18 protein-coding genes are annotated in these 22,486 nt (G+C 64.2%); 11 read left to right on the forward strand and 7 right to left on the reverse strand.

The window, feature by feature from the left end:
* Nucleotides 1–50: 50 nt before the first annotated feature.
* Genes xylG through O1Q03_RS40325 form a run of 3 tightly spaced genes read left to right on the forward strand, consistent with a single transcriptional unit; the run spans nucleotide 51 to nucleotide 3,282 of the window.
* Nucleotides 51–1,610 carry a D-xylose ABC transporter ATP-binding protein gene (gene xylG, locus O1Q03_RS32705; protein ID WP_269508803.1) on the forward strand — a complete coding sequence of 520 codons (1,560 nt, stop codon included), beginning with the start codon at nucleotides 51–53 and terminating at the stop codon, nucleotides 1,608–1,610.
* A complete protein-coding gene (locus O1Q03_RS32710) occupies nucleotides 1,607–2,812 on the forward strand; it encodes a sugar ABC transporter permease (protein ID WP_269508805.1) in 1,206 nt (401 codons plus the stop codon). Before xylG ends, O1Q03_RS32710 begins: the two co-directional genes overlap by 4 nt.
* Nucleotides 2,813–2,823: 11 nt before the next feature.
* Nucleotides 2,824–3,282 (forward strand): hypothetical protein, encoded by a 459-nt coding sequence (locus tag O1Q03_RS40325; RefSeq protein WP_442865896.1) that lies wholly within the window; start codon nucleotides 2,824–2,826, stop codon nucleotides 3,280–3,282.
* On the opposite strand, the gene O1Q03_RS32720 is transcribed toward O1Q03_RS40325, so the two are convergent.
* Nucleotides 3,263–4,165, reverse strand: coding sequence for a LysR family transcriptional regulator (locus O1Q03_RS32720; protein WP_269508807.1), 903 nt, complete (start codon nucleotides 4,163–4,165; stop codon nucleotides 3,263–3,265). The two genes, O1Q03_RS40325 and O1Q03_RS32720, sit on opposite strands and share 20 nt — an antisense overlap.
* A 100-nt stretch (nucleotides 4,166–4,265) precedes the next feature.
* Between O1Q03_RS32720 and O1Q03_RS32725 the strand changes: the two genes are divergently transcribed.
* Entirely contained in the window at nucleotides 4,266–5,141 is an 876-nt protein-coding gene (locus O1Q03_RS32725) for an aldo/keto reductase family oxidoreductase (protein ID WP_269508809.1), read from the forward strand.
* Between the two features lie 164 nt (nucleotides 5,142–5,305).
* On the opposite strand, the gene O1Q03_RS32730 is transcribed toward O1Q03_RS32725, so the two are convergent.
* The 3 genes from O1Q03_RS32730 to O1Q03_RS32740 all read right to left on the reverse strand — a co-directional run bounded on the left by O1Q03_RS32730 (nucleotide 5,306) and on the right by O1Q03_RS32740 (nucleotide 8,726).
* The gene (locus tag O1Q03_RS32730; RefSeq protein ID WP_269508811.1) at nucleotides 5,306–6,421 is read right to left on the reverse strand and encodes a DUF2817 domain-containing protein; all 1,116 of its coding nucleotides are present in this window, start codon (nucleotides 6,419–6,421) and stop codon (nucleotides 5,306–5,308) included.
* 99 nt (nucleotides 6,422–6,520) lie between these two features.
* Nucleotides 6,521–7,678 (reverse strand): FAD-binding oxidoreductase, encoded by a 1,158-nt coding sequence (locus tag O1Q03_RS32735; RefSeq protein ID WP_269508813.1) that lies wholly within the window; start codon nucleotides 7,676–7,678, stop codon nucleotides 6,521–6,523.
* Between the two features lies 1 nt (nucleotide 7,679).
* Nucleotides 7,680–8,726 (reverse strand): aromatic ring-hydroxylating dioxygenase subunit alpha, encoded by a 1,047-nt coding sequence (locus O1Q03_RS32740; protein WP_269508815.1) that lies wholly within the window; start codon nucleotides 8,724–8,726, stop codon nucleotides 7,680–7,682.
* A gap of 162 nt (nucleotides 8,727–8,888) precedes the next feature.
* On the opposite strand from O1Q03_RS32740, the gene O1Q03_RS32745 reads away from it, so the two are divergent.
* Nucleotides 8,889–9,839 (forward strand): LysR substrate-binding domain-containing protein, encoded by a 951-nt coding sequence (locus O1Q03_RS32745; RefSeq protein ID WP_269508817.1) that lies wholly within the window; start codon nucleotides 8,889–8,891, stop codon nucleotides 9,837–9,839.
* A gap of 84 nt (nucleotides 9,840–9,923) precedes the next feature.
* Here the strand turns inward: O1Q03_RS32745 and O1Q03_RS32750 are convergent, their stop codons facing one another.
* Entirely contained in the window at nucleotides 9,924–10,697 is a 774-nt protein-coding gene (locus O1Q03_RS32750) for an ABC transporter substrate-binding protein (RefSeq protein ID WP_269508819.1), read from the reverse strand.
* Between the two features lie 457 nt (nucleotides 10,698–11,154).
* Here O1Q03_RS32750 and O1Q03_RS32755 point away from each other — a divergent pair, with 457 nt between their 5' ends.
* A complete protein-coding gene (locus tag O1Q03_RS32755; protein ID WP_269508821.1) occupies nucleotides 11,155–11,292 on the forward strand; it encodes a hypothetical protein in 138 nt (45 codons plus the stop codon).
* A 72-nt stretch (nucleotides 11,293–11,364) separates the two neighbouring features.
* Nucleotides 11,365–11,619, forward strand: a complete 255-nt coding sequence (locus O1Q03_RS32760; protein ID WP_269508835.1) for a DUF4148 domain-containing protein — start codon at nucleotides 11,365–11,367, stop codon at nucleotides 11,617–11,619.
* Between the two features lie 78 nt (nucleotides 11,620–11,697).
* Here O1Q03_RS32760 and O1Q03_RS32765 read toward each other — a convergent pair whose 3' ends face one another.
* Both O1Q03_RS32765 and O1Q03_RS32770 read right to left on the reverse strand, forming a co-directional pair.
* On the reverse strand, nucleotides 11,698–12,870 hold the full coding sequence (locus O1Q03_RS32765) for a porin (RefSeq protein WP_269508823.1): 1,173 nt from the start codon (nucleotides 12,868–12,870) through the stop codon (nucleotides 11,698–11,700).
* Nucleotides 12,871–12,944: 74 nt separating this feature from the next.
* Nucleotides 12,945–14,294, reverse strand: coding sequence for an MFS transporter (locus O1Q03_RS32770; RefSeq protein ID WP_269508825.1), 1,350 nt, complete (start codon nucleotides 14,292–14,294; stop codon nucleotides 12,945–12,947).
* A 966-nt stretch (nucleotides 14,295–15,260) separates the two neighbouring features.
* On the opposite strand from O1Q03_RS32770, the gene O1Q03_RS32775 reads away from it, so the two are divergent.
* The 4 genes from O1Q03_RS32775 to lpdA all read left to right on the forward strand — a co-directional run.
* Entirely contained in the window at nucleotides 15,261–16,169 is a 909-nt protein-coding gene (locus tag O1Q03_RS32775; protein ID WP_269508827.1) for an AraC family transcriptional regulator, read from the forward strand.
* 179 nt (nucleotides 16,170–16,348) lie between these two features.
* Complete coding sequence (mdeB, locus tag O1Q03_RS32780; RefSeq protein ID WP_269508829.1) at nucleotides 16,349–19,063, forward strand: alpha-ketoglutarate dehydrogenase; 2,715 nt, start codon at nucleotides 16,349–16,351, stop codon at nucleotides 19,061–19,063.
* Between the two features lie 136 nt (nucleotides 19,064–19,199).
* A complete protein-coding gene (gene aceF, locus O1Q03_RS32785; protein ID WP_269508831.1) occupies nucleotides 19,200–20,570 on the forward strand; it encodes a dihydrolipoyllysine-residue acetyltransferase in 1,371 nt (456 codons plus the stop codon).
* Nucleotides 20,571–20,852: 282 nt separating this feature from the next.
* Nucleotides 20,853–22,486, forward strand: a 1,634-nt coding sequence (gene lpdA, locus O1Q03_RS32790; protein ID WP_269508833.1) for a dihydrolipoyl dehydrogenase, incomplete at its 3' end; no start/stop codon positions are given.

Raw genomic sequence — 22,486 nt, forward strand, 5'->3', positions numbered from 1 at the left:
CCCACCAGCCATGTCTGCCGCCGCGTGCGCATTGCGAGACGATGAAACGTATGACCGAACCCCTGCTGACGATGCGCGGCATCGTCAAGGCATTCGACGGCGTGAAGGCGCTCGACGGCATCGACCTGACCGTGCGCCCCGGCGAATGCGTCGGACTGTGCGGCGAGAACGGCGCCGGCAAGTCCACGTTGATGAAGGTGCTGTCGGGCGTGTACCCGCACGGCACGTGGGATGGCGAGATCCGCTGGGAAGGCGCGCCGCTCGCGGCGTCCGGCGTGCGCGACACCGAGCGCGCCGGCATCGTGATCATCCACCAGGAACTGATGCTCGTGCCCGAACTGTCGGTCGCCGAGAACATCTTCCTCGGCAACGAGATCACGCTGCCGGGCGGCCGCATGCACTACGCGGAGATGGTGCGCCGCTCGGAAGCGCTGCTGCGCGAGCTGCGGATCGACGCGATCAACGTCGCGCAGCCGGTGATGAACTACGGCGGCGGCCACCAGCAGCTGATCGAGATCGCGAAGGCGCTGAACAAGCGTGCGAAGCTGTTGATCCTCGACGAGCCGTCGTCGTCGCTGAGCGCGGCCGAAACCCGGATCCTGCTCGACATCGTGCGCGACCTGAAGCGCCGCGGCGTCGCGTGCGTGTACATCTCGCACAAGCTCGACGAGATCGATGCGGTATGCGACACCGTGACCGTGATCCGCGACGGCCGCCATGTCTCGACCGAGCCGATGCGCGCGCTGACCACCGACCGGATCATCGCGATGATGGTCGGGCGCGAGATCAGCAATCTCTATCCGCGCGAGCCGCACGAGATCGGCGACGTGGTGCTCGACGTGCGCAACGTGACCTGTCACGACGTCGCGAATCCGCGCCGCAAGCGCGTCGACGACGTGTCGTTCAGCGTGCGGCGCGGCGAGATCCTCGGCGTCGCCGGGCTCGTCGGCGCGGGGCGAACCGAGCTGATGCAGGCGATTTTCGGCGCGTATCCGGGCGCGAGCACGGCAACCGTGCGGATGAACGGCCGGCCGCTCGCGATCCGCGCGCCGGCCGATGCGATCCGTGCGGGCATCGCGATGGTGCCCGAGGATCGCAAGCGTCACGGGATCGTGCCGCAGCTGGCCGTCGGCCACAACATCACGCTGTCGGTGCTGCGCCGCTTCGCCACGCGCGGGCGGATCGATGCGGCGGCGGAACTCGACGCGATCCGCACCGAGATGCAGCGCCTGTCGGTGCGCGCCGCACACCCGTTCCTGCCGATCGCGAGCCTGTCCGGCGGCAACCAGCAGAAGGCGGTGCTCGCCAGGATGCTGCTGGCCGACCCGCAGGTGCTGATCCTCGACGAGCCGACGCGCGGCGTGGACGTCGGCGCGAAGGCCGAGATCTACCGGCTGATCTGCGCGCTGGCCAAGCGCGGCGTCGCGCTGATCGTCGTGTCGTCGGAACTGCCGGAAGTGCTCGGCCTGGCCGATCGCGTGCTGGTGATCGGCGAAGGCGAGTTGCGCGGAGATTTCGTCAACGAAGGTCTCACGCAGGAACAGATCCTCGGCGCCGCGCTCAAGCCCGCGCGGCGTCCGGCCGAACCCATTGCAGCGAGCGCGACATGAACACCGAACTTTCGTCTTCCCAGTCCCAGCCGGTGCCGCCGGACGCCGACACGCGCCGCGCGCACGGCCGCCCGCTGCGCCAGGTCTTCGTGCGCTACAAGGTGCTCGCGCTGCTGTTCGCGGTCGTCGCGATCTGGGCGTTCTTCTCGGTGCTGACCGACGGCGCGTTCGTCACGCCGCGCAACGTATCGAACCTGCTGCGGCAGATGTCGATCACCGGGATGCTCGCATGCGGGATGGTGTTCGTGATCATCGCGGGCGAGATCGACCTGTCGGTCGGCTCGCTGCTCGGGCTGCTCGGCGGCGTCGCGGCGATCCTCGACGTCAATCGTCACTGGCCGGTCGCCGCGACGGTGCCGGCCGTGCTCGCTCTCGGCGTGCTGGTCGGCCTCTTCAACGGCTGGTGGTCGACGTATCGGCGCGTGCCGTCGTTCATCGTCGGGCTTGGCGGGATGCTCGCGTTCCGCGGGATCCTGCTCGGCGTGACGGGCGGCTCGACGATCGCGCCGGTGTCCGACGGCTTCGTGTTCATCGGGCAGGGCTATCTGCCGCGCGCGCTGGGCGATGGCCTCGCGGTGCTGCTGTTCGCGCTCGTCGCGCTGCTGGTCATGCGGCAGCGCGGTACGCGGCGCCGCTACCGGCTTGCCGTCGCGCCGCTGTGGCAGGACGTCGCGAAGATCGTCGGCGCGGGTGCGGTGCTGTTCGCGTTCGTCGCGACGCTCGACCGCTACGGCGGCATCCCCGTGCCCGTACTGCTGCTGCTCGCGCTGCTCGGCGCGTTCTCGTGGATCGCGACGCAGACCGTGTTCGGCCGCCGCATCTATGCGGTGGGGTCGAACCTGGAGGCGACGCGGCTGTCGGGCGTCGACACCGATCGTGTGAAGCTCGCGATCTTCGCGCTGATGGGGCTGATGTGCGCGTTCGCGGGGATCGTCAACACCGCGCGGCTCGCGGCCGGCTCGCCGTCGGCCGGCACGATGGGCGAGCTCGATGCGATCGCCGCGTGCTTCATCGGCGGCACGTCGATGCGCGGCGGGTCGGGCACCGTCTACGGCGCGCTGATCGGCGCACTCGTGATGGCGAGCCTCGACAACGGGATGTCGATGCTCGACGTCGACGCGTACTGGCAGATGATCGTCAAGGGCGCGGTGCTGGTGCTGGCGGTGTGGATCGACGTGCTGTCGCGGTCGAACCGGCGGTGACGTGACGTCGGGTGGTGCGCTGCGCGGATCGTGCGGCGGCTATCTCCGGCCTCGCCGTCGCGCTTGCGTTCGCGTCGAATGCGGTCAACAACCTGCTTGCCGGGCGCGTGGCCAGTGCGACCGTCGGCGCGGCGCACCGCCCGCAACCGGTGATCGGCGCGCTGCTGATCGGCGTCGATCCCGGGCCGAACCTGTCCGTTACCGGATCGCTCGCGGCGATCCTTTGGGTCGCGGCCATTCGGCGCGAAGGGCAGCAGGCCAGGGCGATGAAGTTTCTCGCGATCGGCGCGTGTGCGAGGTTGTCGGGGCTGGCGCGGCGCTCGCCGTCCGGCTCGCGTAGCGGGGCAGCCACGTGGCGCGAGCCGCGTCCCGGCATGTGCCGCCGGCGGCGCGGCGGCCGTTGTCGCGTTGTCGGTTTGCCGGCGTTGGCTACCGGCGGCCGACGATGTGTTACCCCGCATCCGCCTTGATGAAATCGACGAAGGCCCGCAGCGGGGCCGGCACGAAGCGCCGCCCCGGATAGTACAGATACGGGCCCGAGAACGGCCGCCACCAGCCGTCGAGCACGGGCTCGAGCGCGCCGCTCGCGAGATGCGGGCGAAGCCAGTCTTCGTAAAGATGGACGATGCCGAGCCCGGCACAGGCGGCATCCACGACGAGATCGACGGCGCCGCCGATCTGCACGACGAGCGGCCCCGACGGCTGCACGCGGACCACCTCGCCACGGCGCTCGTACTCCCACGCCGGCATCGCGCCGCTCGCGAACCGGCCGCGCAGGCATGCGTGATCGAGCAGTTCCCGCGGATGGCCCGGGCGACCGTGCCGGTCGAGATAGGCAGGCGCGGCGGCGGTCGCGAAGCGTTGCGAGCGCGGGCCGATGGGCACGGCGATCATGTCCTGTTCGAGGCGCTCGTCGTAGCGAATGCCCGCGTCGCAGCCGGCCGCGAGGATGTCGACGAAGCTCTCGTCGGCCACGATCTCGAGCCGGATCTCCGGATACGCGTCGAGAAAGCGCGGGATGATCGACGGCAGCACGAGCCGCGCCGCGCTCGTCGGGACGTTCAGCTTCAGCGTGCCGACCGGTTTCTCCCGGAACGTATTGACGACGTCGAGCGCCGCTTCCACCTCGGTGAGTGCCGGCGCGAGCCGCGCGAGCAGCCGTTGCCCGGCTTCGGTCGGCGCCACGCTGCGCGTCGTACGATGCAGCAGCCGCACGCCGAGTTGCGCCTCCAGCCGGCGCACTGCTTCGCTGAGCCCGGACGCGCTCGCGCCGGTCATGCGCGCGGCGTCGCGAAAGCCCTTCGCGCGCGCCACCGCGACGAATGCGTTCAGATCGCCGAGATCGACTTGCATTGTTCGCCTTTTCGTACAGGGTGTGCAGATTATGGCCGATTATCGCGCAGCCCGACTCGGCGTAACCTGCGATTCATTCAGTCGATCCTGGAGTACCGTCATGTCCGCCATCGTTCAATCCGGCACGTTTCCGATCGCGGGCCGCCGCGTTCACCGCATCGGCTATGGCGCGATGCAGCTGGCCGGGCCCGGCGTGTTCGGGCCGCCGCGGGACCGCGATGCGGCGCTTGCGGTTCTGCGCGAAGCCGTCGAATCGGGCGTCGATCATATCGATACGAGCGACTTTTACGGCCCGCACGTGACGAACCGGTTGATTCGGGAAGCGTTGCATCCGTATCGCGACGACCTGCTGATCGTGACCAAGATCGGCGCGAAGCGCGGCGACGACGGTTCGTGGCTGCCGGCGTTCTCCGCTGACGACCTTGCCGCCGCCGTGCACGACAACCTGCGCAACCTCGGCCTCGACGTGCTCGACGTGGTCAATCTCCGGATCATGTTCGACACGCACGGCCCGGCCGAAGGCTCGATCGAAGCGCCGTTGAGCGCGCTCGCGGAACTGCAGCGGCAGGGCCTCGTGCGGCACATCGGGCTGAGCAACGTGACGGCCGCGCAGATCGCGGAAGGGCGCAGCATCTGCGACATCGTCTGCGTGCAGAACCATTACAACCTCGCGCATCGGAACGACGACGCGCTCGTCGATGCGCTGGCCCGCGACGGCATCGCGTACGTCCCGTACTTTCCGCTCGGCGGCTTCAGTCCGTTGCAGTCGTCCACGCTCGACGCCGTCGCCGTGCGGCTCGGCGCGACGCCGATGCAGACCGCGCTCGCATGGCTGCTGCACAGAGCGCCGAATCTTCTGCTGATTCCGGGCACGTCGTCCGTCGCGCATCTACGCGAGAATCTGGCCGCCGGTGCATTGACACTGCCGGAGGATGCGGTGCGCGAACTCGACGGCGTCGCGTCCGCTCGCGGATGACATCGGCGCGGGCGTAACGGCTCCGTGGGCGCCGTGCGAGTTGCGATGGGTGCGGGGAAGCGTGCCGACGGCTTACGGCGGGATCGATGTCGAGTCCGGCGGGGCTTCGCGAGTCGACTTCGCTCTGACGGTCGTCGTGTCGCAGACGGGAATATCGCAGCCGCTCACTCAGGTTTGAGCGTCGGCAGTGCATGCAACGCACGATCCAGCACCTGCCGCGTGCGCATCCACGCAATCTCCCGCCAGTCGGGATCGGCCGGCAAAAACGCGTCCAACAGCGCGCGCTTGATCCTCCTGCCGAGCGCATCGCGCGGATCGCCGTGCAGATGCAGCCAGTGATCGTCGCGTAGCGCCGCGTGTATCAACGCTTCCGGAAGCGTTCCGCATTCGATCACGAGCTGCATCAAATGCGTATCGGGCAGCGCATCGAGGAGCGCCTGCGACGTGTAACCGGTTGCGCGTGCGGCCACGCCGGTATCGCTGACCGCCGCATCCTGTGCGGTCAACAGCGTATGGAGCCACGGGCCGTACAGTCTTTCGGCATCGGCGAGCGCCGGATAGCGCGCTTGCGCGATCGCCATCAGCATCGGATGGCCGAACGGCCCGGCACCGGTATGCAGGTCGAACGCGATCGCGACGTGCGCGGCGCGCAGATGCTGCGCGACGATCTCGCGCAACGTCCGGTTCGACCACGTCGCCTGCCGTCCGCCGTAATAGAGGCCGTCGGCATGCACATACTGCCCCGCGCCGAGCAGCGCCTGATAGCCGGACCAGCCGAGCGAACGCAGATGCGTGTCGAGCCATTCGTCCGCGCGCCGGCGCTCCGGACCGTCGAAGTCACGACACGTATAGATGTCATGGATCGACTCGTAGCCCGGGTTGCCGGGCAGCGCGGCATCGAAGTCCACATAATTCCGGTTCAGGTCGACGTTGTCTTCGTTGACGCGCCGCACCCATGCGGTGCCCCACGGGTTGATCAGATGGACCATCAACACTGCGACGTCGGGCGGTAACGCACGTCCGGCGCGCTCGTGCAGCCATTCCGCCTGGCACGTCGACCCGTAGTAGCCTTCGACGCCATGCGTGCCGGACACGACCGCCAGCACCCGGCGCGCATCCCGCGGGCCGAGCCACGCGACGTCCGTCGCAAGCGTTTCGCCTTCCGGCCCAGTGAGCGGATGCGGATGCGTCGTCAGCGTCGCGCCGGCGGCTTCGGCCGCATGGAGAAACCGTGTGCGTTGCCGCGTGAAATCGGCATCGACTGGGAAACCGTTCTTCATCGTTGAATCCTCGAGATTTGCGCGGGAATTTGCCGCGGGCCGCTGCCGTCTGCCGCGTCTGCGGCCGCCGATTCGACCGACTGCCGCCGTCGTCACGCGTCAGCGCGCGGGTTGCAGATCGAGCGTCACCGCACCGACCGGCCGCGCGCAGCACAGCAGCACCGACCCTTCCGGCGGGGGCGACAGCGGGGCTTCGTCATAGGCGACGCTGCCGGACAGCAGTGGCGTCATGCATGCATTGCACAAGCCGGCGCGGCAATTGAACGTCGGCGCGTACCCGGCCTGCTCGGCCATCTCCAGCAATGATCCATGTTCCGGCAGCCAGTATATGGGCTCGCAATCCGGCCGGAAACGCACGGTCACCACATCGCCATCGAGATCGGGCGTCGCGGTGCCCGGGGCGACAACTGTCCCGGACGGCGCCGTAGTGTCGCGTGCCGATGTGGCGGTATCGCTGTCGCTATCGAGCACCGTGGCGGGCCCGAAGAATTCGTAGTGGATCCGCTCGCGCGCGATGCCCAGCCCGCGCAGCAGTCGCCAGTTCGCCTGCATGAAACCGGACGGGCCGCACAGGTAGACGTCGTAGTCGTCGAGCGGCAGCAGTGACTGCAGCAGCTCACGCGTCACGAGCCCGCGACTGTCGAATCGGTCGCGTGCGTGGTCGTCTTCGAGTGGTTGCCGGTAGCACACGTGGACGTCGATATGATCCCGCGCCGCGGCGAGCGCGCGTATCTCGTCGGCGAATGCGTGAACGGCGCTGTTCTCGCACGCGTGAATGAAATGCACGCGGCGATGCGACGCACGCGATAACCGATGCAGCATGCTGACGAGCGGCGTCACGCCGACGCCGCCGCTCAACAGCAGGACCGGCCGCTCGCTGCTTTCGTCGCACACGAACGCACCGGCCGGGCCAGCGAGTTCAAGCTCGGTACCGACGTCGACGCTCGCATGCAGATAAGTGGAACCGCGGCCCGGTGGCGCCTCGCTGCTGCCGTCTTCGCGCTTGATCGAGATGCGCCAGCGCGACGTATCGGCGGGGTCGCCCGACAGGCTGTAGTGACGCAGCACACGCTCGCCGTCCGGCAGCGTCAGCCGCAGCACGACGAACTGACCGGGCGTGAAGGCGAGCGACCGCGCGCCGTCCACCGGCACGAGTTCGAACGACACGATCGCACTGCTTTCGCGCGTGCGCGCCACGACGCGAAACCGCTCGAATCGGCCCGGCGCGGGCGCGGAAATCGGACTGCTGTCGGCCATGTTATCGCCCCGCCTCGCACGCGGTGGCCGCTGCCTGTTCGGCGTCGATCATCTGGCCGAGCGCGCGCCGGAACCGCAGCGGTCCGGAATCGATCGCGAGATCGATATTCGGCTTGCGACGGCGCGCCATGCCGGCATGCACGGCAGCCAGCACCGCGCGATCTTCTTCGAACGCATGGCGCACGTCCTCCTCGAATGCGCGCGACACGTTCTCGTCGCCGGGCGCGAAATTGCGCGTCTGGAACCAGAAATAGCGGGTGTGCGCGTCATCGACGGGCGTCATGAAGTTATACGAGTTCATCAGGAACACGTCCGGATGCGCGACGCCGTCGTCGCCGCCCATGCCGGCCGGCGTGAAGATCGCCTTGATCACGGCCACCGACGGAAACCGCACCTCGTAGTGCTGCTTGCGATCGCAGCGCCCCGAAAAACGCACGAACTTCGCGTAGAACGGCGCGACTTCGACGTCGCGCATCCAGCGCGACACGGTCACGCCGTTCGCGGCGACATTCGTCTTCAGCGGCTCGGATTCACACGCGGCGTTGCCGAACGACGAGCGATGCACCCATGCGACATGCGACGGATCGAGCAGGTTGTCGGTCATGTACAGATAGTGGCAATCGATGGTCATCGCGTCGCCGCAATTGACGCCCCAGGCCGGATCGTCCCATTCGTCGATCGTCAGGATCGCGCCCGGGTCCGCGCTTGATTCGTCGCCCATCCAGACCCACACGAGCCCGTAGCGTTCGGCCACCGGATAACGCCGCACCACCGCCTGCGCCGGAATCCGCGCCGAACCGGGTGCGCGCACGCATGCGCCGGAGCAGTCGAATGTCAGCCCGTGATACCCGCATTCGACGTGGTCGCCCGTCAACCGGCCCATCGACAGCGGCAGCATCCGATGCGGGCATGCATCCTCGAGCGCGACCGGCGTACCGTCGGCCTTGCGATACAGCACGATCCGCTCGCCGAGCATCGTCACTGACGTGAGCCCGCGCGTGACCTCCTTGTCCCGCGCCGCGACATACCACGCGTTTTTCAGAAACATTCCGTTCTCCTGTTGTTCGGCGCCGCATGCCACGGCTTCGCTTCACCAGACGTAAGCATAAGAAGCCACAAACAGAAAGAATAGCTGCCTAAATCTGGTCAATGTTTTAGCATCTCTAAAACGTTTTTCGTCTACGATCACGCCTTTACCGGGTCCAACATCATGAGTACGCTTCCCCCGTTGCGCGCATTGCAGGTCTTCGAAGCCGTCGGCCGCTGCGGCGGTATCGCCGAAGCCGCGAAACGCCTCGGCATCTCGGCAGGCGCCGTCAGCCAGCAGATGAAACTGCTCGAGGACACGCTCGGCCTCAGCCTGCTCGAGAAGGACGGCAAGCGGTTGCGACTCACGGTGGCCGGGCGCCGCTATCACGAACGCTGTGCGGACGCGTTCGAGCGGCTGCGCATCGCGCACGCGGAAGTCGACCGGTCTCGACACGAGCACACGCTGAGAATCAGCGCGTTGCCGTCGCTGCTGTCGAAATGGCTGGCGCCGCGCGTGCTCGACTGGCAGCGGGCGTACCCGGAGTTGAGCGTCTATTTCGACGGCACGCACGCCGAACCGGCCCCGGACGGCTGCGAGATCGATTTCCGGATCAGCTACGGCGAGCGTGTGGCGGATGTCGACAATGCGATCGAGCTGTTTCGCGACGTGGTGGTGCCCGCCTGCAGCCCGGACTTGCTGCGTGATCGCAGCGCGCTCGCCGCGCCGGCCGACTTGCTGCCGTTCCCGCTGATTACGATCGACTGGCAGCCGAAGTTTGCGTCGCCACCGTCGTGGCAGGCGTGGTTCGACGCCCATGGTGTGGACGCGTCGATGGCAGCGCCGGTGCGCCATGCGTTCTCGCTGTCGAGCGTCGCGATCCAGGCTGCCGTCGATGGTCACGGCTTCGTACTGGCGCAATCGTCGATGATCTGCGACGACGTCGCCGCCGGGCGACTCGTCGTGCCGCTCGCGTCGGGTTTGCCGCTGCCGTGGCCATACTTCGTCGCGTGGAAGAAGAGCGCGTTCGATAAGCCGGAATGCCGCAGCTTCCATCGCTGGCTGCTCATGCGGGCGCGTGAACAGCAACAGGTCAGCGACGCACTCGTTACGGCCGGCCCCGACGCAGCGTAGCGGGGCCGCCGGTGCAACGGACTGACCGGCCCGGCGGCTGATCCCGCTGTCCGCGCCGCAACCCTGGCGCGGGACGGCAGCCGATCACGGATTCGGCTGGCCAGCATCGAAATAACGCTGCTCCAGGCGGCGGATTGTCCCGTCCTGCTTCATCGCGGCGATCGCGCCGTCGATCTTCTCGCGCAACGCGCCATCCTCCTTGCGCAGGCCGATCGCCACGCCTTTTCCGAGCGTCTTCTCGTCGACGACCGGTTCGCCGAGGAACGCGTAGCCCGCGCCTTGCGGCGTCTTCAGGAACCCTTGGCTTGCGGCGACCATGTCGGTCAGCGTCGCGTCGAGGCGCCCCGCGCGCAGGTCGTTGTTGACGAGTTCCTGGTTCGCATACGACACGACCTCGATGCCGGCGGGCGCCCAGTAGGTTCGCGCATAGGTCTCCTGCGTCGAGCCCTGTGCAACACCCACGCGCTTGCCGCGCAGCGATGCGACGGTCGGCGTGATGTCGCGGCCGCGCAGACCGATCAGGCGGCTCGGCGTATTGAACAGGGACGTGGAAAACGCGAGTTGCGTCTCGCGCTGCGGCGTGACCGACAGCGCGGACAGGATCGCATCGAACTTGCGGCCCTTGAGCGCCGGGATGATGCCGTCGAACGCCGTCTCGACCCACACGCATCGCGCATTGACGCGGCGGCAGATCTCGTTGCCGACGTCGATGTCGAAGCCGACGAGTTGCCCCGACGACGCTTTCGATTCGAACGGCGCATACGACGGGTCCACGCCAAAACGCAGGCGTGTCGCATCGCCCGCATGGGCGGAAGCGGCGGTCATCAAAATGACCAGACCGGCAATTGCTTTCTTCATATTTGCTCCAGGAGACTTGGGCAGGGTCGGCTTGCACTTGGCATGGGCTGCACGTCGGCCGATGAGGCAACGTGACCGGGATCCAGCGTAAAAATCCAAAATTGCGTCGAACAGGGGCCTTGCGCTGCGCGGTTATTTAGTTTTTCTAAAACGCGCTGCGCAGGGGGCTTGCGGTGGATGTGCGAGAGGAAACGCTGGCAGTTTTTGCAGATACGTTGTCATCTTCCACAAATTCAGGCCAGGTGAATGTAGATAAAGTACTCATCACGGAGACGCTTCGAAGCACCGGAGTATCACGTTCTCGTGCTTCGAGCCGGTGGGGAACAAGCGTTGTGCAATGGGGATGGCTGCCGTGCGTCATGAATCAATGGAGCATCGTTCACGCGCAAGTCAGCGTCATTGACAGATCGCCGACAGGTCAACCACGAGGCCAAATCAAATTGGGGAGTCAATCATCATGAAGCTTGCCTTTTCGAAAGCCGTAAAGGCAATAGTGTCCATGTGCGCCATTCAGAAGCTGGACATTGTGGTCTGCAATTCGGCAGGACAGGAAATCCCGTACGTCATGTTGTTCACCATGTATGGCTTTGTCTGAGCGCGGAATCATCGCTTTACAAGTAAGGAGTTTCTCATGCGGACGATAATTGCAGCGGTACTCTGCATTGTCATGTCCTTCCCGTTGGCCGCAAGCGCCGGTGTAGCCGATGCGAGCTGCGCCGCAGCGGCGGTCACGACTGGAAAGACGCGTGCCGAGGTATGGGCCGAACTCATGCGGGCAGAACGCGACGGCTGGATTCCGGCACACTCGGGCAGGCAGCGAAACTATCCGCCCGATATGACCCAGGCTCGCCGGAATCAGGATGCCCATGTTGCAAGCGCTGGTTCGACGCCATCCTACCAGGCGTCGAACCAGCAACCTTGACAAACAATCGTGGCGCCGGCATGTCGGCAATGAAATACCGCCGCATTGTCATGTCGAAGCGCGGGCGAGAATCGCTCCTTAGAATTTATGTCGAACAGCAAGCCGAAAAACCATCTGGTGGTTATTCGACGAATCGCCGGATCCGCCAATGTCGGCGACCGCCAGCGCACCCGTCGACGATGTGCCGGAAGCACGTTGCCAGCCGCCCGAGAAGTATACGTCGGTACGTTTCGACAGCAGATAGTCCAGCGTAAACGCGACCTGGTTGTAGTGCTGATTGCCGACGGAATTGCCTTGTGCCGTCGTGACGCTCCGCGCTTTCATATAGTCATACGCGATGCCGACGAAAAAAGCCGGCGTGACACGGTAGTTCAAACCGATGTCGTAGTTGTTGAAGATGGCCGTGCCGTTCCGGAACGACGCACCCAGATTCGCGTATTGCACGTTCGAGTACGACGCGCTGATCGTCGCATTGCCGATCGTGTAGGCCGCCGCGATGACGGCGTCCTGATAGGCTTGTGCGACCTGGTAAGCCGAGTTCAACGACGAGGCCAGCAGATTGAAGCCGCTTGCATAGTTGGTGAACCATCCGTTACCCGGCGTCGACGTCGGGTGTTTGAAGTAGTCGAACGCCGCGCCGATCTGAAGCGGACCGTGTGTGTAACCGGCTCCAACCGAATAGCCCGACGTCGACGTGAAGTCGCCGGGCACGCCGCCCAGGCTGTATTCGACGCCAAAGGAGAAGCCGTGGAAGTCGGGGCTCATGTAGCGCACCGAGTTGTTGAATCGCACGCTGTTACTGGTGTTGTCGAAATCGCCCGGGTGCGCGCTCGCCAGGTCGCCAACCGCCGCCGCACCGGCAAGAAACTCGGGGAAATACCACACCATGTCGTATTGACGGCCGACGGTGACAGAACCGTAAGTGTCACTGCTCAGTCCGACGAAAGCTTGCCGGCCAAACGCCGTGCCGCCTTGCGCAAGTTGTCCGTTATTCACGTTGATGCCCGACTCGAGCGTAAAAATGGCCTTGAGACCGCCTCCCAGATCTTCCTTGCCCGTCAGCCCCCAGCGACTGCCGTCGATACCGTCCAGCGAGTCCATGTAGACGGCTTTGCCGCCACCCACGTTGGTCTGGTAATGAATACCGTTGTCGATCTCGCCATAGAGCGTGACGCTGCTTTGGCTATGCGCGACGGAACTGGCGAGCCCCACGAGCGAGCCGACAATGATTTTGATTTTTTTCGTTTTCATGAGATCTCCGCGTTTCAAATGCAATACAAAAGAACAGTTAACCTGACGTCCATCGATTCAGTGCGCAGTGCAGGTCAGGCCGAAAAGGACTTCTTCAGGTCTTTCTTCGTCAGGCCATAGCAGGCGCCCATCAGGGCCACGCAAGCCGCCGCAACGAGGATTGGCGCCGCTGCAACGCGAAACATCGCGTCGGCCGTCCAGTTGTTCGCGTACAGCACGCCCGCGAGGTAAGTGCCGCCCGCGGCGCCGAGCCGACCGAATCCATAGGCCCATGCAACGCCCGGGGCGCGCAGTTCCGGGCTGTAGAAGAGCGTGCACAATGCGATCGCGCAGGTTTGTCCGCCGCTGATGCAAAAGCCGCAAAAGAAGATCGTCGTGAGCAACGCGAGATGCGATGAGCCGATTGCTATCGAGATCGCGTACATCGAGACGGCGCCGCCGACGTAGGCCGCGGACAGGATTCTGTAAGGGCTCGTGCGGTCCATGATCGGTCCCATCAGCAGACTGGCCACGATGCCGCCGATGATCACCGTGATGGTCGCCCAGACCACTAGCGCGGGTGGGAACGAGATGGACGCGAGAACGGTCGGCAGCCAGCTTTGCAGAAAATAGAACGCGGCCAGGTTGATTGCGAATACAGCCCACAGCAGGAACGTCCCCATGCGGAATTGCGCGGAGAACAATCCGAGCACGCTTGCATCCGCAGGCTTCTCTTCCTGAGTGACCAGTTCGGTGTCCGGTTGCAGCGTGAAATCGGGAAAGAGGCGCCGCGTTGCATGAAGGAGTTTGGCCTGATCCGCATTTCTCGATAGATAGGCGACGGATTCCGGCAGCAGCGGGATCAGCAAGACCGTGAGGCCCAGTGCAGCGAGCCCGCCCAACCACATCGGACCTTGCCAGCCAAATCGCGGAATCAACGCGCTACTGCAGAGGCCCGCGAAGATAAACCCCAGCGCATACCCGAGGTAGACCAGAACGACGAACGTCGCGCGGGTTCTCTTCGGGCTGAATTCCGAAACGAGGCCTACCGCGCACGGCGTGGCCGCTCCGAGGCCGATGCCCGTGAGGAACCTCAACGCGATCAGTTGCGGCACGCTGGTCGCAAAGACGGTGAGCAGAGTGAACAGACCGAAAGCAGCGGTTGCCACGAAGGCAATCTTCTTCGTGCCGAAGCGCTGGGTCACGAACGGAATGCCGAAGTTGCCGATCAACAGCCCGAAGAAAACTGCGGAAAAAATCGCGCCGAATACCGCCTTGGGCAGGTGCCATTCGTTCGCGAGAACGGGCACGATGAAACTGATGACCTGGGTATCGAAGCCATCGAACAGCATGAGCAGCGCACAGAAGGCGACGATGAAATACTGCCTCCTGCCGATTCTACGACTGTCGATCAGATCGTAGACGTTGATTTGCCGTATTTCCATATTGTTCTCCTTGCGTTCAAAGAAAGGGTTTACTCCGGGTATTGCATTTTGTTTGCTGGTTTTAAAGGAGGTGATGCGGGTGGTTGTAAACAAAGGGCAAATAAAAGCGGGTTTAATGAATCATGAATTAATGTGACAAGTACTTGCCTCATTGCTGAGGCCGTTTTGTTATACGAATAGAGCGGTGCTGCGAATCCAACCGCCGACGACCTTGGCGTGCCGGCGCGAGCGCCATACGCAACGGCGCGGCGCTGCTGCGCGTTTGGGTATTCGCGCCAAAAAATCTGTCTTGCCTTGTTTATTATTTCGTCGTTTCGGATCTCATTGCGCTTAATGAAATCCGGGTCGCCCGGACGGTGAATTCATTTGATTGCACGGAGAAATATTGCCGCAGTTCAGGCGGCATTTCTTATTCTTGTGTTGCCGCAGTGGCGCTCGGTTCGGCAGATTGTGCTGCGAGAGCAGTCAATCGAAGCGCAATTCACGGTCGGTCACTCGCCGAACTTCGGGGCGACGTCCGCGTCGACCGCTCGACGTCATCGTGGCTTTCGTCTGACTTATCGGCCGCGTATTTGCTCTGCAACAGACCATGCAGCAAGCACAATCGGGCGCAAACCCGACTGCACAGGTATTGATGCTGGCGGAACGATCCGGTGCGAGCTCCGAGTTCAACCATCGCTGTCTCGTTCGCCAACGGCCTTCTTACGGCCGTCGGCGCGCGGACCGAAGTCACGCTGAGCTATCTAGAGACAAGCGGGCGGGATCATGCGCGGTGTGCGTGGCGAGGCGGCCGCGCGGGTTCCCGGGAAACTATGCGAGGGAACGCATGCGAGCCGGCCCCGCGCGCCGGAGGTCTGGAGCAATGAACTCGTCGCGGCATTCGAGCGTGGAATGACGCTACTATGCGGACTCATTCTCCGCATGCATTTCGCTACAATTCCAGCGTGTCGCAAAAAGATGCCCGATATGAACCGTTACGTTAGTCTTCCTGATTTTGCGGATCCGGACACGATCGACCGGCCGGCCGTATCGCTGCGCATGCACGTCGACGAGCATGCTGCCGAAATCCCGATTCACAAACATCGGAAAGGGCAACTGGTGCTGGCGTTGCACGGCGCCGTAACCTGTCAGGTCGCGGGCGCCTTCTGGATCGTCCCGCCGCAATGCGGTGTCTGGATTCCCGGCGACATGCCGCACAGCAACCATGCGACGCCCAATGCCCGACTTTGCTATCTGTTTGCGGAGCCCGGTATCGTCGACTTGCCGACGGATTGCTGCACGCTGTCCATTTCGCCGATGGTGCGGGAAATGATCCTGCATCTGGCCGGAGCGCCGCTGGACTACGAGCAGGGCGGCCATACCGACCGGCTTGCGCGCGTGCTGTTGCACGAGCTGACGCTGATGCCGGTCGAGCGCCTCTATCTGCCGGTGACGGATCATCCGCGAATCCGGCAGATGGCCGACGCGTTGCACGCCAATCCCGGCGATCGCAGCACCGTCGCGCAATGGGCGAAACGTCTCGCAATGAGCGAGCGTTCGCTGGCGAGGCTCGTCGTCAGTGAGACGGGGCTAACGTTTGGCCGCTGGCGGCAGCAGTTGCAACTGCTCGTTGCGGTGCGCGAGCTTGCCGGCGGCGCTACCGTGCAGCGTGTATCGGACGAACTCGGCTATGAGTCGGTCACCGCGTTCATCACCATGTTCAAGAAGGCGCTCGGGCATTCGCCAGGTCGTTACTTCGCCGCGCTGGCGCGTACGCAGTCGGAGGCCGTGCTCGGGTCGACGGCTTCGACCGAGGCGGACGACCCTGCGGATGGCTCAGCGAACGCACTTCCATTCTCGACGCGCGTTGCGCCTGTTTTCCCGCCGAGGACTTGACCGTCCCGCACGCGACGTCGCCCGCGTCAAAATGAAATGCTGTAGATCACGCATTTCGCAGAAGAGCGTGCAGCCGACACCGCTTCGGCAGCCCTGAATACGACCACACATTCTGCGGCATCCCCCGTAATCTTTGCGCACTCGCCACTGAATTCGCATTGCTCTTACGGAGTTGCAAGATGACCGACTTATCGACGGGGACACCCTCGATCCTTTCCCTGCGTCAGACGAACGTCGACGACGATCCACTCGAAACCGCCGAATGGCTCGACGCGCTCGATGGCGTGGTCCGGCATGCGGGTACCGAGCGGGCGCAGTACCTGTTCGATCGACTCGCGGCCCACGCTTCATCCAACGGTATTGCAACGGCGCGACTGAATATCACGCCCTACGCGAACACGATTCCCGTCGACCAGCAGCCTCCGTATCCGGGCGATTTCGACATCGAAGAAAAGCTTGCCGCTGCGCTGCGCTGGAATGCGCTGGCCATGGTCGTGCGGGCGAATCGCGCGTACGGTGAGCTGGGCGGGCATATTGCCAGCTATGCGTCCGCGGCCGACCTGTTCGAAGTCGGCTTCAATCATTTCTTTCGTGGCCCGAACGATGGTCATGGCGGCGATCTCGTCTATTTTCAGCCTCATTCGGCGCCCGGCGTGTACGCGCGGGCTTATCTCGAAGGCTTTCTCGACGACACGCATCTCGAGCATTACCGGCAGGAAATCACCGGTGCGGGCCTCTGTTCCTATCCGCATCCGTGGCTGATGCCGGATTTCTGGCAATTCCCGACCGGCTCGATGGGCATCGGGCCGATCAACGCGATCTACCAAGCGCGCTTCATGCGTTATCTGCAGAACCGCGGGCTGCAACGCACGGAAGGCCGCAAGGTGTGGGGCTATTTCGGCGATGGCGAAATGGACGAACCCGAGGCAATCGGCGCGCTTTCGCTGGCCGCGCGCGAGGGGCTCGACAATCTCGTGTTCGTGATCAACTGCAATCTGCAGCGGCTCGACGGACCGGTGCGCAGCAATGGCCGCATCATCGACGAACTCGAAGCGCAGTTCACGGGGGCCGGCTGGAACGTCATCAAGGTGCTGTGGGGTTCGGACTGGGACGCGCTGTTCGCACGGGATCGCACGGGGGCGCTGTTGCGCGCGTTCGCGCACACCGTGGACGGGCAGTTCCAGACCTTTTCCGCCAACGAAGGCGCCTACAATCGCGAACGCTTCTTCGGTCAGACCGCCGAGCTGGCTGCGCTCGCCGCGCATCTGAGCAACGACGATATCGACCGCCTGCGGCGCGGCGGCCATGATGTTCGTAAATTGCACGCTGCGTACGAAAAGGCGTCGAAACACCGCGGGCAACCCACGGTCATTCTCGCGAAGACCATGAAGGGCTTCGGCATGGGCTCAATCGGCCAGGGGCGCATGACGACGCATCAGCAAAAGAAGCTCGACATCGATCAGTTGAAGGCGTTTCGCGACCGCTTTCGCCTGCCGCTCTCGGACACCGATGTCGAACAACTCAAGTTCTACAAGCCCGACGAAAGCAGTGCCGTCATGCAGTATCTGCACGCGCGCCGTGCAGCGCTGGGCGGCTACCTCCCGCGAAGGCGCGCAGCGGCATCGCACACGCCGGCCGTGCCCGCGATGTCGGCGTGGGGGCAATTCGCGCTCGACACCAACGACAAGGAAATGTCGACCACGATGGCGATCGTGCGCATGCTCGGCAACCTGTTGAAGGACGCCGAACTCGGGCCGCGTGTGGTGCCCGTCGTCGCCGACGAGGCGCGTACCTTCGGCATGGCGAATCTGTTCCGGCAAGTCGGTATCTATTCGCCGCTCGGTCAACTGTACGAGCCGGAAGACATGGGTTCGATGCTCTATTACCGTGAGGATACGGGCGGCCAGATTCTCGAAGAAGGCATCTCGGAGGCGGGGGCGGTGTCGTCGTGGATTGCCGCGGCAACGTCGTACAGCGTGCACGATCTGCCGATGCTGCCGTTTTATATCTACTACTCGATGTTCGGTTTCCAGCGTATCGGCGACCTGATCTGGGCGGCGGCGGATCAGCGCGCGCGCGGCTTCCTGATCGGCGCGACGGCCGGCAAGACGACGCTCGGCGGTGAAGGCCTGCAGCATCAGGACGGCACGAGCCATCTTGCGGCCTCGACGATACCGAACTGCCGTGCGTACGATCCGGCCTTTGCGTACGAAGTGGCGATGATCGTCGACGAAGGCATGCAGCAGATGATCGTGCGTCAGCGCGACCTGTTTTACTACTTGACCGTCACCAACGAAAACTACGCGCAACGTCCGTTGGCTGAAGCGGATGTCGATCGTGTCCGGCGCGGCGTGCTCAAGGGGATGTACGCGCTGGAGCCTGCGCAGGTCGAGATCGCGCAGGTCCAGTTGCTGGGTTCGGGCGCGATTCTCGGCGAAGTCCAGGCCGCGGCCCGGATGTTGAAGGACGACTGGCATATCGACGCGGCCGTCTGGAGCGTGACGAGCTTTACCGAATTGCATCGCGACGGCGTGTCCGTGGAGCGCGCGCAGCGGCTGCTGGAGCGCGGCGAACCCGCGGTGCCCTATGTGACGGCCGCGCTGGGCGCCGCGCGTGGGCCGGTGATCGCCGCGACGGACTATGTGCGCGCCGTGCCGGAACTGATCCGTGCGTACGTGCCGTCCCGCTATGTCGTGCTCGGCACCGACGGCTTCGGGCGCAGCGATACGCGTGCGGCGTTGCGCGCGTTCTTCGAAGTGGATCGTGCGTCGATCGTGATCGCCGCGTTGAAGGCACTCGCCGACGACGGCCAGCTGGACCCGCGCATCGTGCGTCAGGCGATCGACCGATATGGGCGAATCGGAAGCGGGCTGATCGAACCCTGGCTTGTCTAGAACCCATTGACCGGTGTGCGCGATGAGAGTGGCGCGCGAATCGGCTGGTCGAAGGCGTCGCGCGTTCGTCGGTCAATCGTTTGCAACCCGATCGAATCGAGTGCGTGCGGCAAGATGAAGCGCGCGGCGCCGACTGTTGAAACGCTTGCTGTTGGAGACGAATGTGCAGGTGACACGAATAGAAGTGCCGGATATCGGCGATTACAAGAACATTCCGGTAATCGAAGTTCTGGTGGAAGTAGGGCAACGGGTCGAACAGGAGCAGTCGCTCGTCATGCTCGAATCGGACAAGGCGACGATGGATGTGCCCAGCCCGATCGCTGGGGTGATCAAGGAGCTGAAGGTCGCGGTTGGCGACACGGTGTCGGAAGGGGCGCTGATCGCGCTGATCGAAGGCGATGAGGCGCGGCATGATGAAGCCGTGCCGGAGCCGGTGCCGGTGCCTGCTGCTGCGCATGAGCTCACGCGGCCGGAAGCGGATGTCACGACAGTGCCAACGCAAGTGCCCGCATCCGCGCCCGAACTGGAGTCTGCTCCCGCGCCATTGCATCGCGCCTCAGCGCGCGCAGGCGAACTGCATCGAGACAGCCATGCGTCGCCGTCGGTGCGCAAGCTCGCGCGGGAACTGGGCGTCGAGATATCGCGCGTGCAGGGCACCGGTCCGAAGCAGCGCGTTACATCGGAAGACGTTACTGCATTCGTCAAGAACGCAATGGCGACATCGCCTGGCACGCCAACAGTCTCGACGCCGCCCGTCTCGGCGAACGGAGCAGAGCTGGGTCTATTGCCGTGGCCGGAGGTCGATTTCGCGAAATTTGGCCCCGTCGATTCGCAGCCGCTGTCGCGCATCAAGAAGATATCCGGCGCGAACCTGCATCGCAACTGGGTGATGATCCCGCACGTCACGAACAACGACGAAGCAGACATCACCGAGCTTGAAGCGCTGCGCGGGCAGCTGAACAGGGAGCACGAGAAGGCGGGTGTGAAGTTCACGATGCTCGCGTTTTTCATCAAGGCGGTTGTCGCTGCGCTGAAGAAGTTCCCGGCCTTCAATGCGAGCCTCGACGGTGACAACCTCGTGTTCAAGCAGTACTACCACATTGGTTTCGCCGCTGATACGCCGAATGGGCTCGTCGTGCCCGTCATTCGCGATGCGGACAAGAAAGGCCTCGTCGATATCGCGAAGGAAATGGCCGAGCTGTCGAAGGCCGCACGCGACGGCAAGCTCAAGCTCGATCAGATGCAGGGTGGTTGCTTCTCGATCTCGTCGCTCGGCGGTGTCGGCGGCACGCATTTCACACCGCTCATCAACGCACCAGAAGTGGCGATCCTCGGCGTGTCGCGCAGCGCGATGAAACCAGTTTGGGACGGCAAGCAGTTCGTGCCGCGACTCATCCTGCCCCTCTCTCTGTCGTTCGATCACCGCGCAGTGGATGGCGCGGAAGCCGCGCGGTTCAATTCGTATCTCAGCGCGGTGCTTGGCGATTTTCGTCGCATCGTTCTTTGATGGGGTGACGGCTCGCGGGGCGTGGGTTTTTGTCAGTCCGCCTCGGCCTGTCGTTGAACCTGTTGCGATTACGGTCTATTAGCGTCGCCCCTGCGCGGGGCGGCGGTCACTTTTCTTTGTCTTCCAAAGAAAAGTAACCAAAAGAAAGGCGCGTCCTTGGGCGGACGGCAAAGGGGGTTCTGCCCACGTTCGCGTTCTCTTGTCAGGCCGTAGTCCGGGTAGTCCAGTTCATACACGAGTTTCCCCATCCCTCTCTGAGTAGCCATACAACAAGGGACGTACATGAGTCTCATCGAAATCAAAGTGCCGGATATCGGCGATTACAAAGACGTCCCCGTCATCGAAATCGCAGTGAAAATCGGTGATCGCGTCAAGAAAGAGCAATCCCTCATTACGCTCGAATCCGACAAGGCAACCATGGATGTACCAAGCCCCGTCTCCGGCATCGTCAAGGCATTAAGCGTCCAGGTCGGCGATATCGTGTCCGAAGGCACGCCGATCGCGCTCCTTGAAGACGCTCGCGAATCCGAGGCCGTTCGTTCATCGGCGGTCGCTCCGGTCCAGGCACCGGAGAACGCATCACCCAAGCCCCAAGGCGGTAGCTTCTCCGGTAACGCAGACATCGAATACGACATGCTCGTGCTCGGCGCCGGCCCCGGCGGCTACTCAGCCGCGTTCCGCGCCGCCGACCTCGGCATGAAGACCGTGCTCGTCGAACGCTACTCGACGCTCGGCGGCGTCTGCCTGAACGTCGGCTGCATCCCGTCGAAGGCACTGCTGCATACGTCGCTCGTCGTCGAGGAAGCCGCGGCGCTCGCGTCGCATGGCATCACGTTCGGTAAGCCGCAAGTCGACCTCGACAAGCTGCGCGACTTCAAGGGCGGCGTCGTCAAGAAACTGACGACGGGCCTCGCCGGCATGGCGAAGGCACGCAAGGTCGAAGTCGTGACGGGCACGGGCGCGTTCGTCGATCCGTTCCACATGGAAGTGCAGGGCGAAAACGGCAAGAAGGTCGTCAAGTTCAAGCAGGCGATCATCGCCGCCGGCTCGCAAGCGGTGAAGCTGCCGTTCATGCCGGAAGACCCGCGCGTCGTCGATTCGACGGGCGCGCTGGAGCTCCGCCAGCTGCCCAAGCGCATGCTGGTGATCGGCGGGGGCATCATCGGCCTCGAAATGGCCACGGTGTACTCGACGCTCGGCGCCGAGATCGACGTGGTCGAAATGATGGACGGCCTGATGATGGGTGCGGACCGCGATCTCGTGAAGGTCTGGGAAAAGTACAACGCGAAGCGCTTCGGCAACGTGATGCTGAAGACCAGGACGGTCGGCGCGGAAGCGAAGGAAGACGGCATCTACGTGAAGTTCGAGGGCGAAAAGGCCCCGGCGGAAGCGCAGCGCTACGACCTCGTGCTGGTCGCAGTGGGCCGCAGCCCGAACGGCAAGAATATCGGCGCCGACAAGGCCGGCGTGGCCGTGACCGATCGCGGCTTCATCGACGTCGACAAGCAGATGCGCACGAACGTGCCGCACATCTTCGCGATCGGCGACGTCGTCGGCCAGCCGATGCTCGCGCACAAGGCCGTGCATGAAGGCCACGTCGCAGCGGAAGCCGCACACGGCGAGAAGGCGTACTTCGACGCACTGCAGATCCCGTCGGTGGCGTACACGGATCCGGAAGTGGCGTGGGCCGGCAAGACGGAAGACCAGTGCACGGCCGAAGGCATCAAGTACGGCAAGGCGGTGTTCCCGTGGGCCGCATCGGGCCGCGCGATCGCGAACGGCCGCGACGAAGGCTTCACGAAGCTGATCTTCGACGAGGAAACCCATCGCGTGATCGGCGGCGGGATCGTCGGCCTGAACGCAGGCGACCTGATCAGCGAAGTGTGCCTCGCCGTCGAGATGGGCGCGGACGCGGA

The organism is Burkholderia sp. IMCC1007 (assembly GCF_027257875.1).
In the GTDB taxonomy this organism is placed as follows: Bacteria; Pseudomonadota; Gammaproteobacteria; order Burkholderiales; family Burkholderiaceae; genus Burkholderia.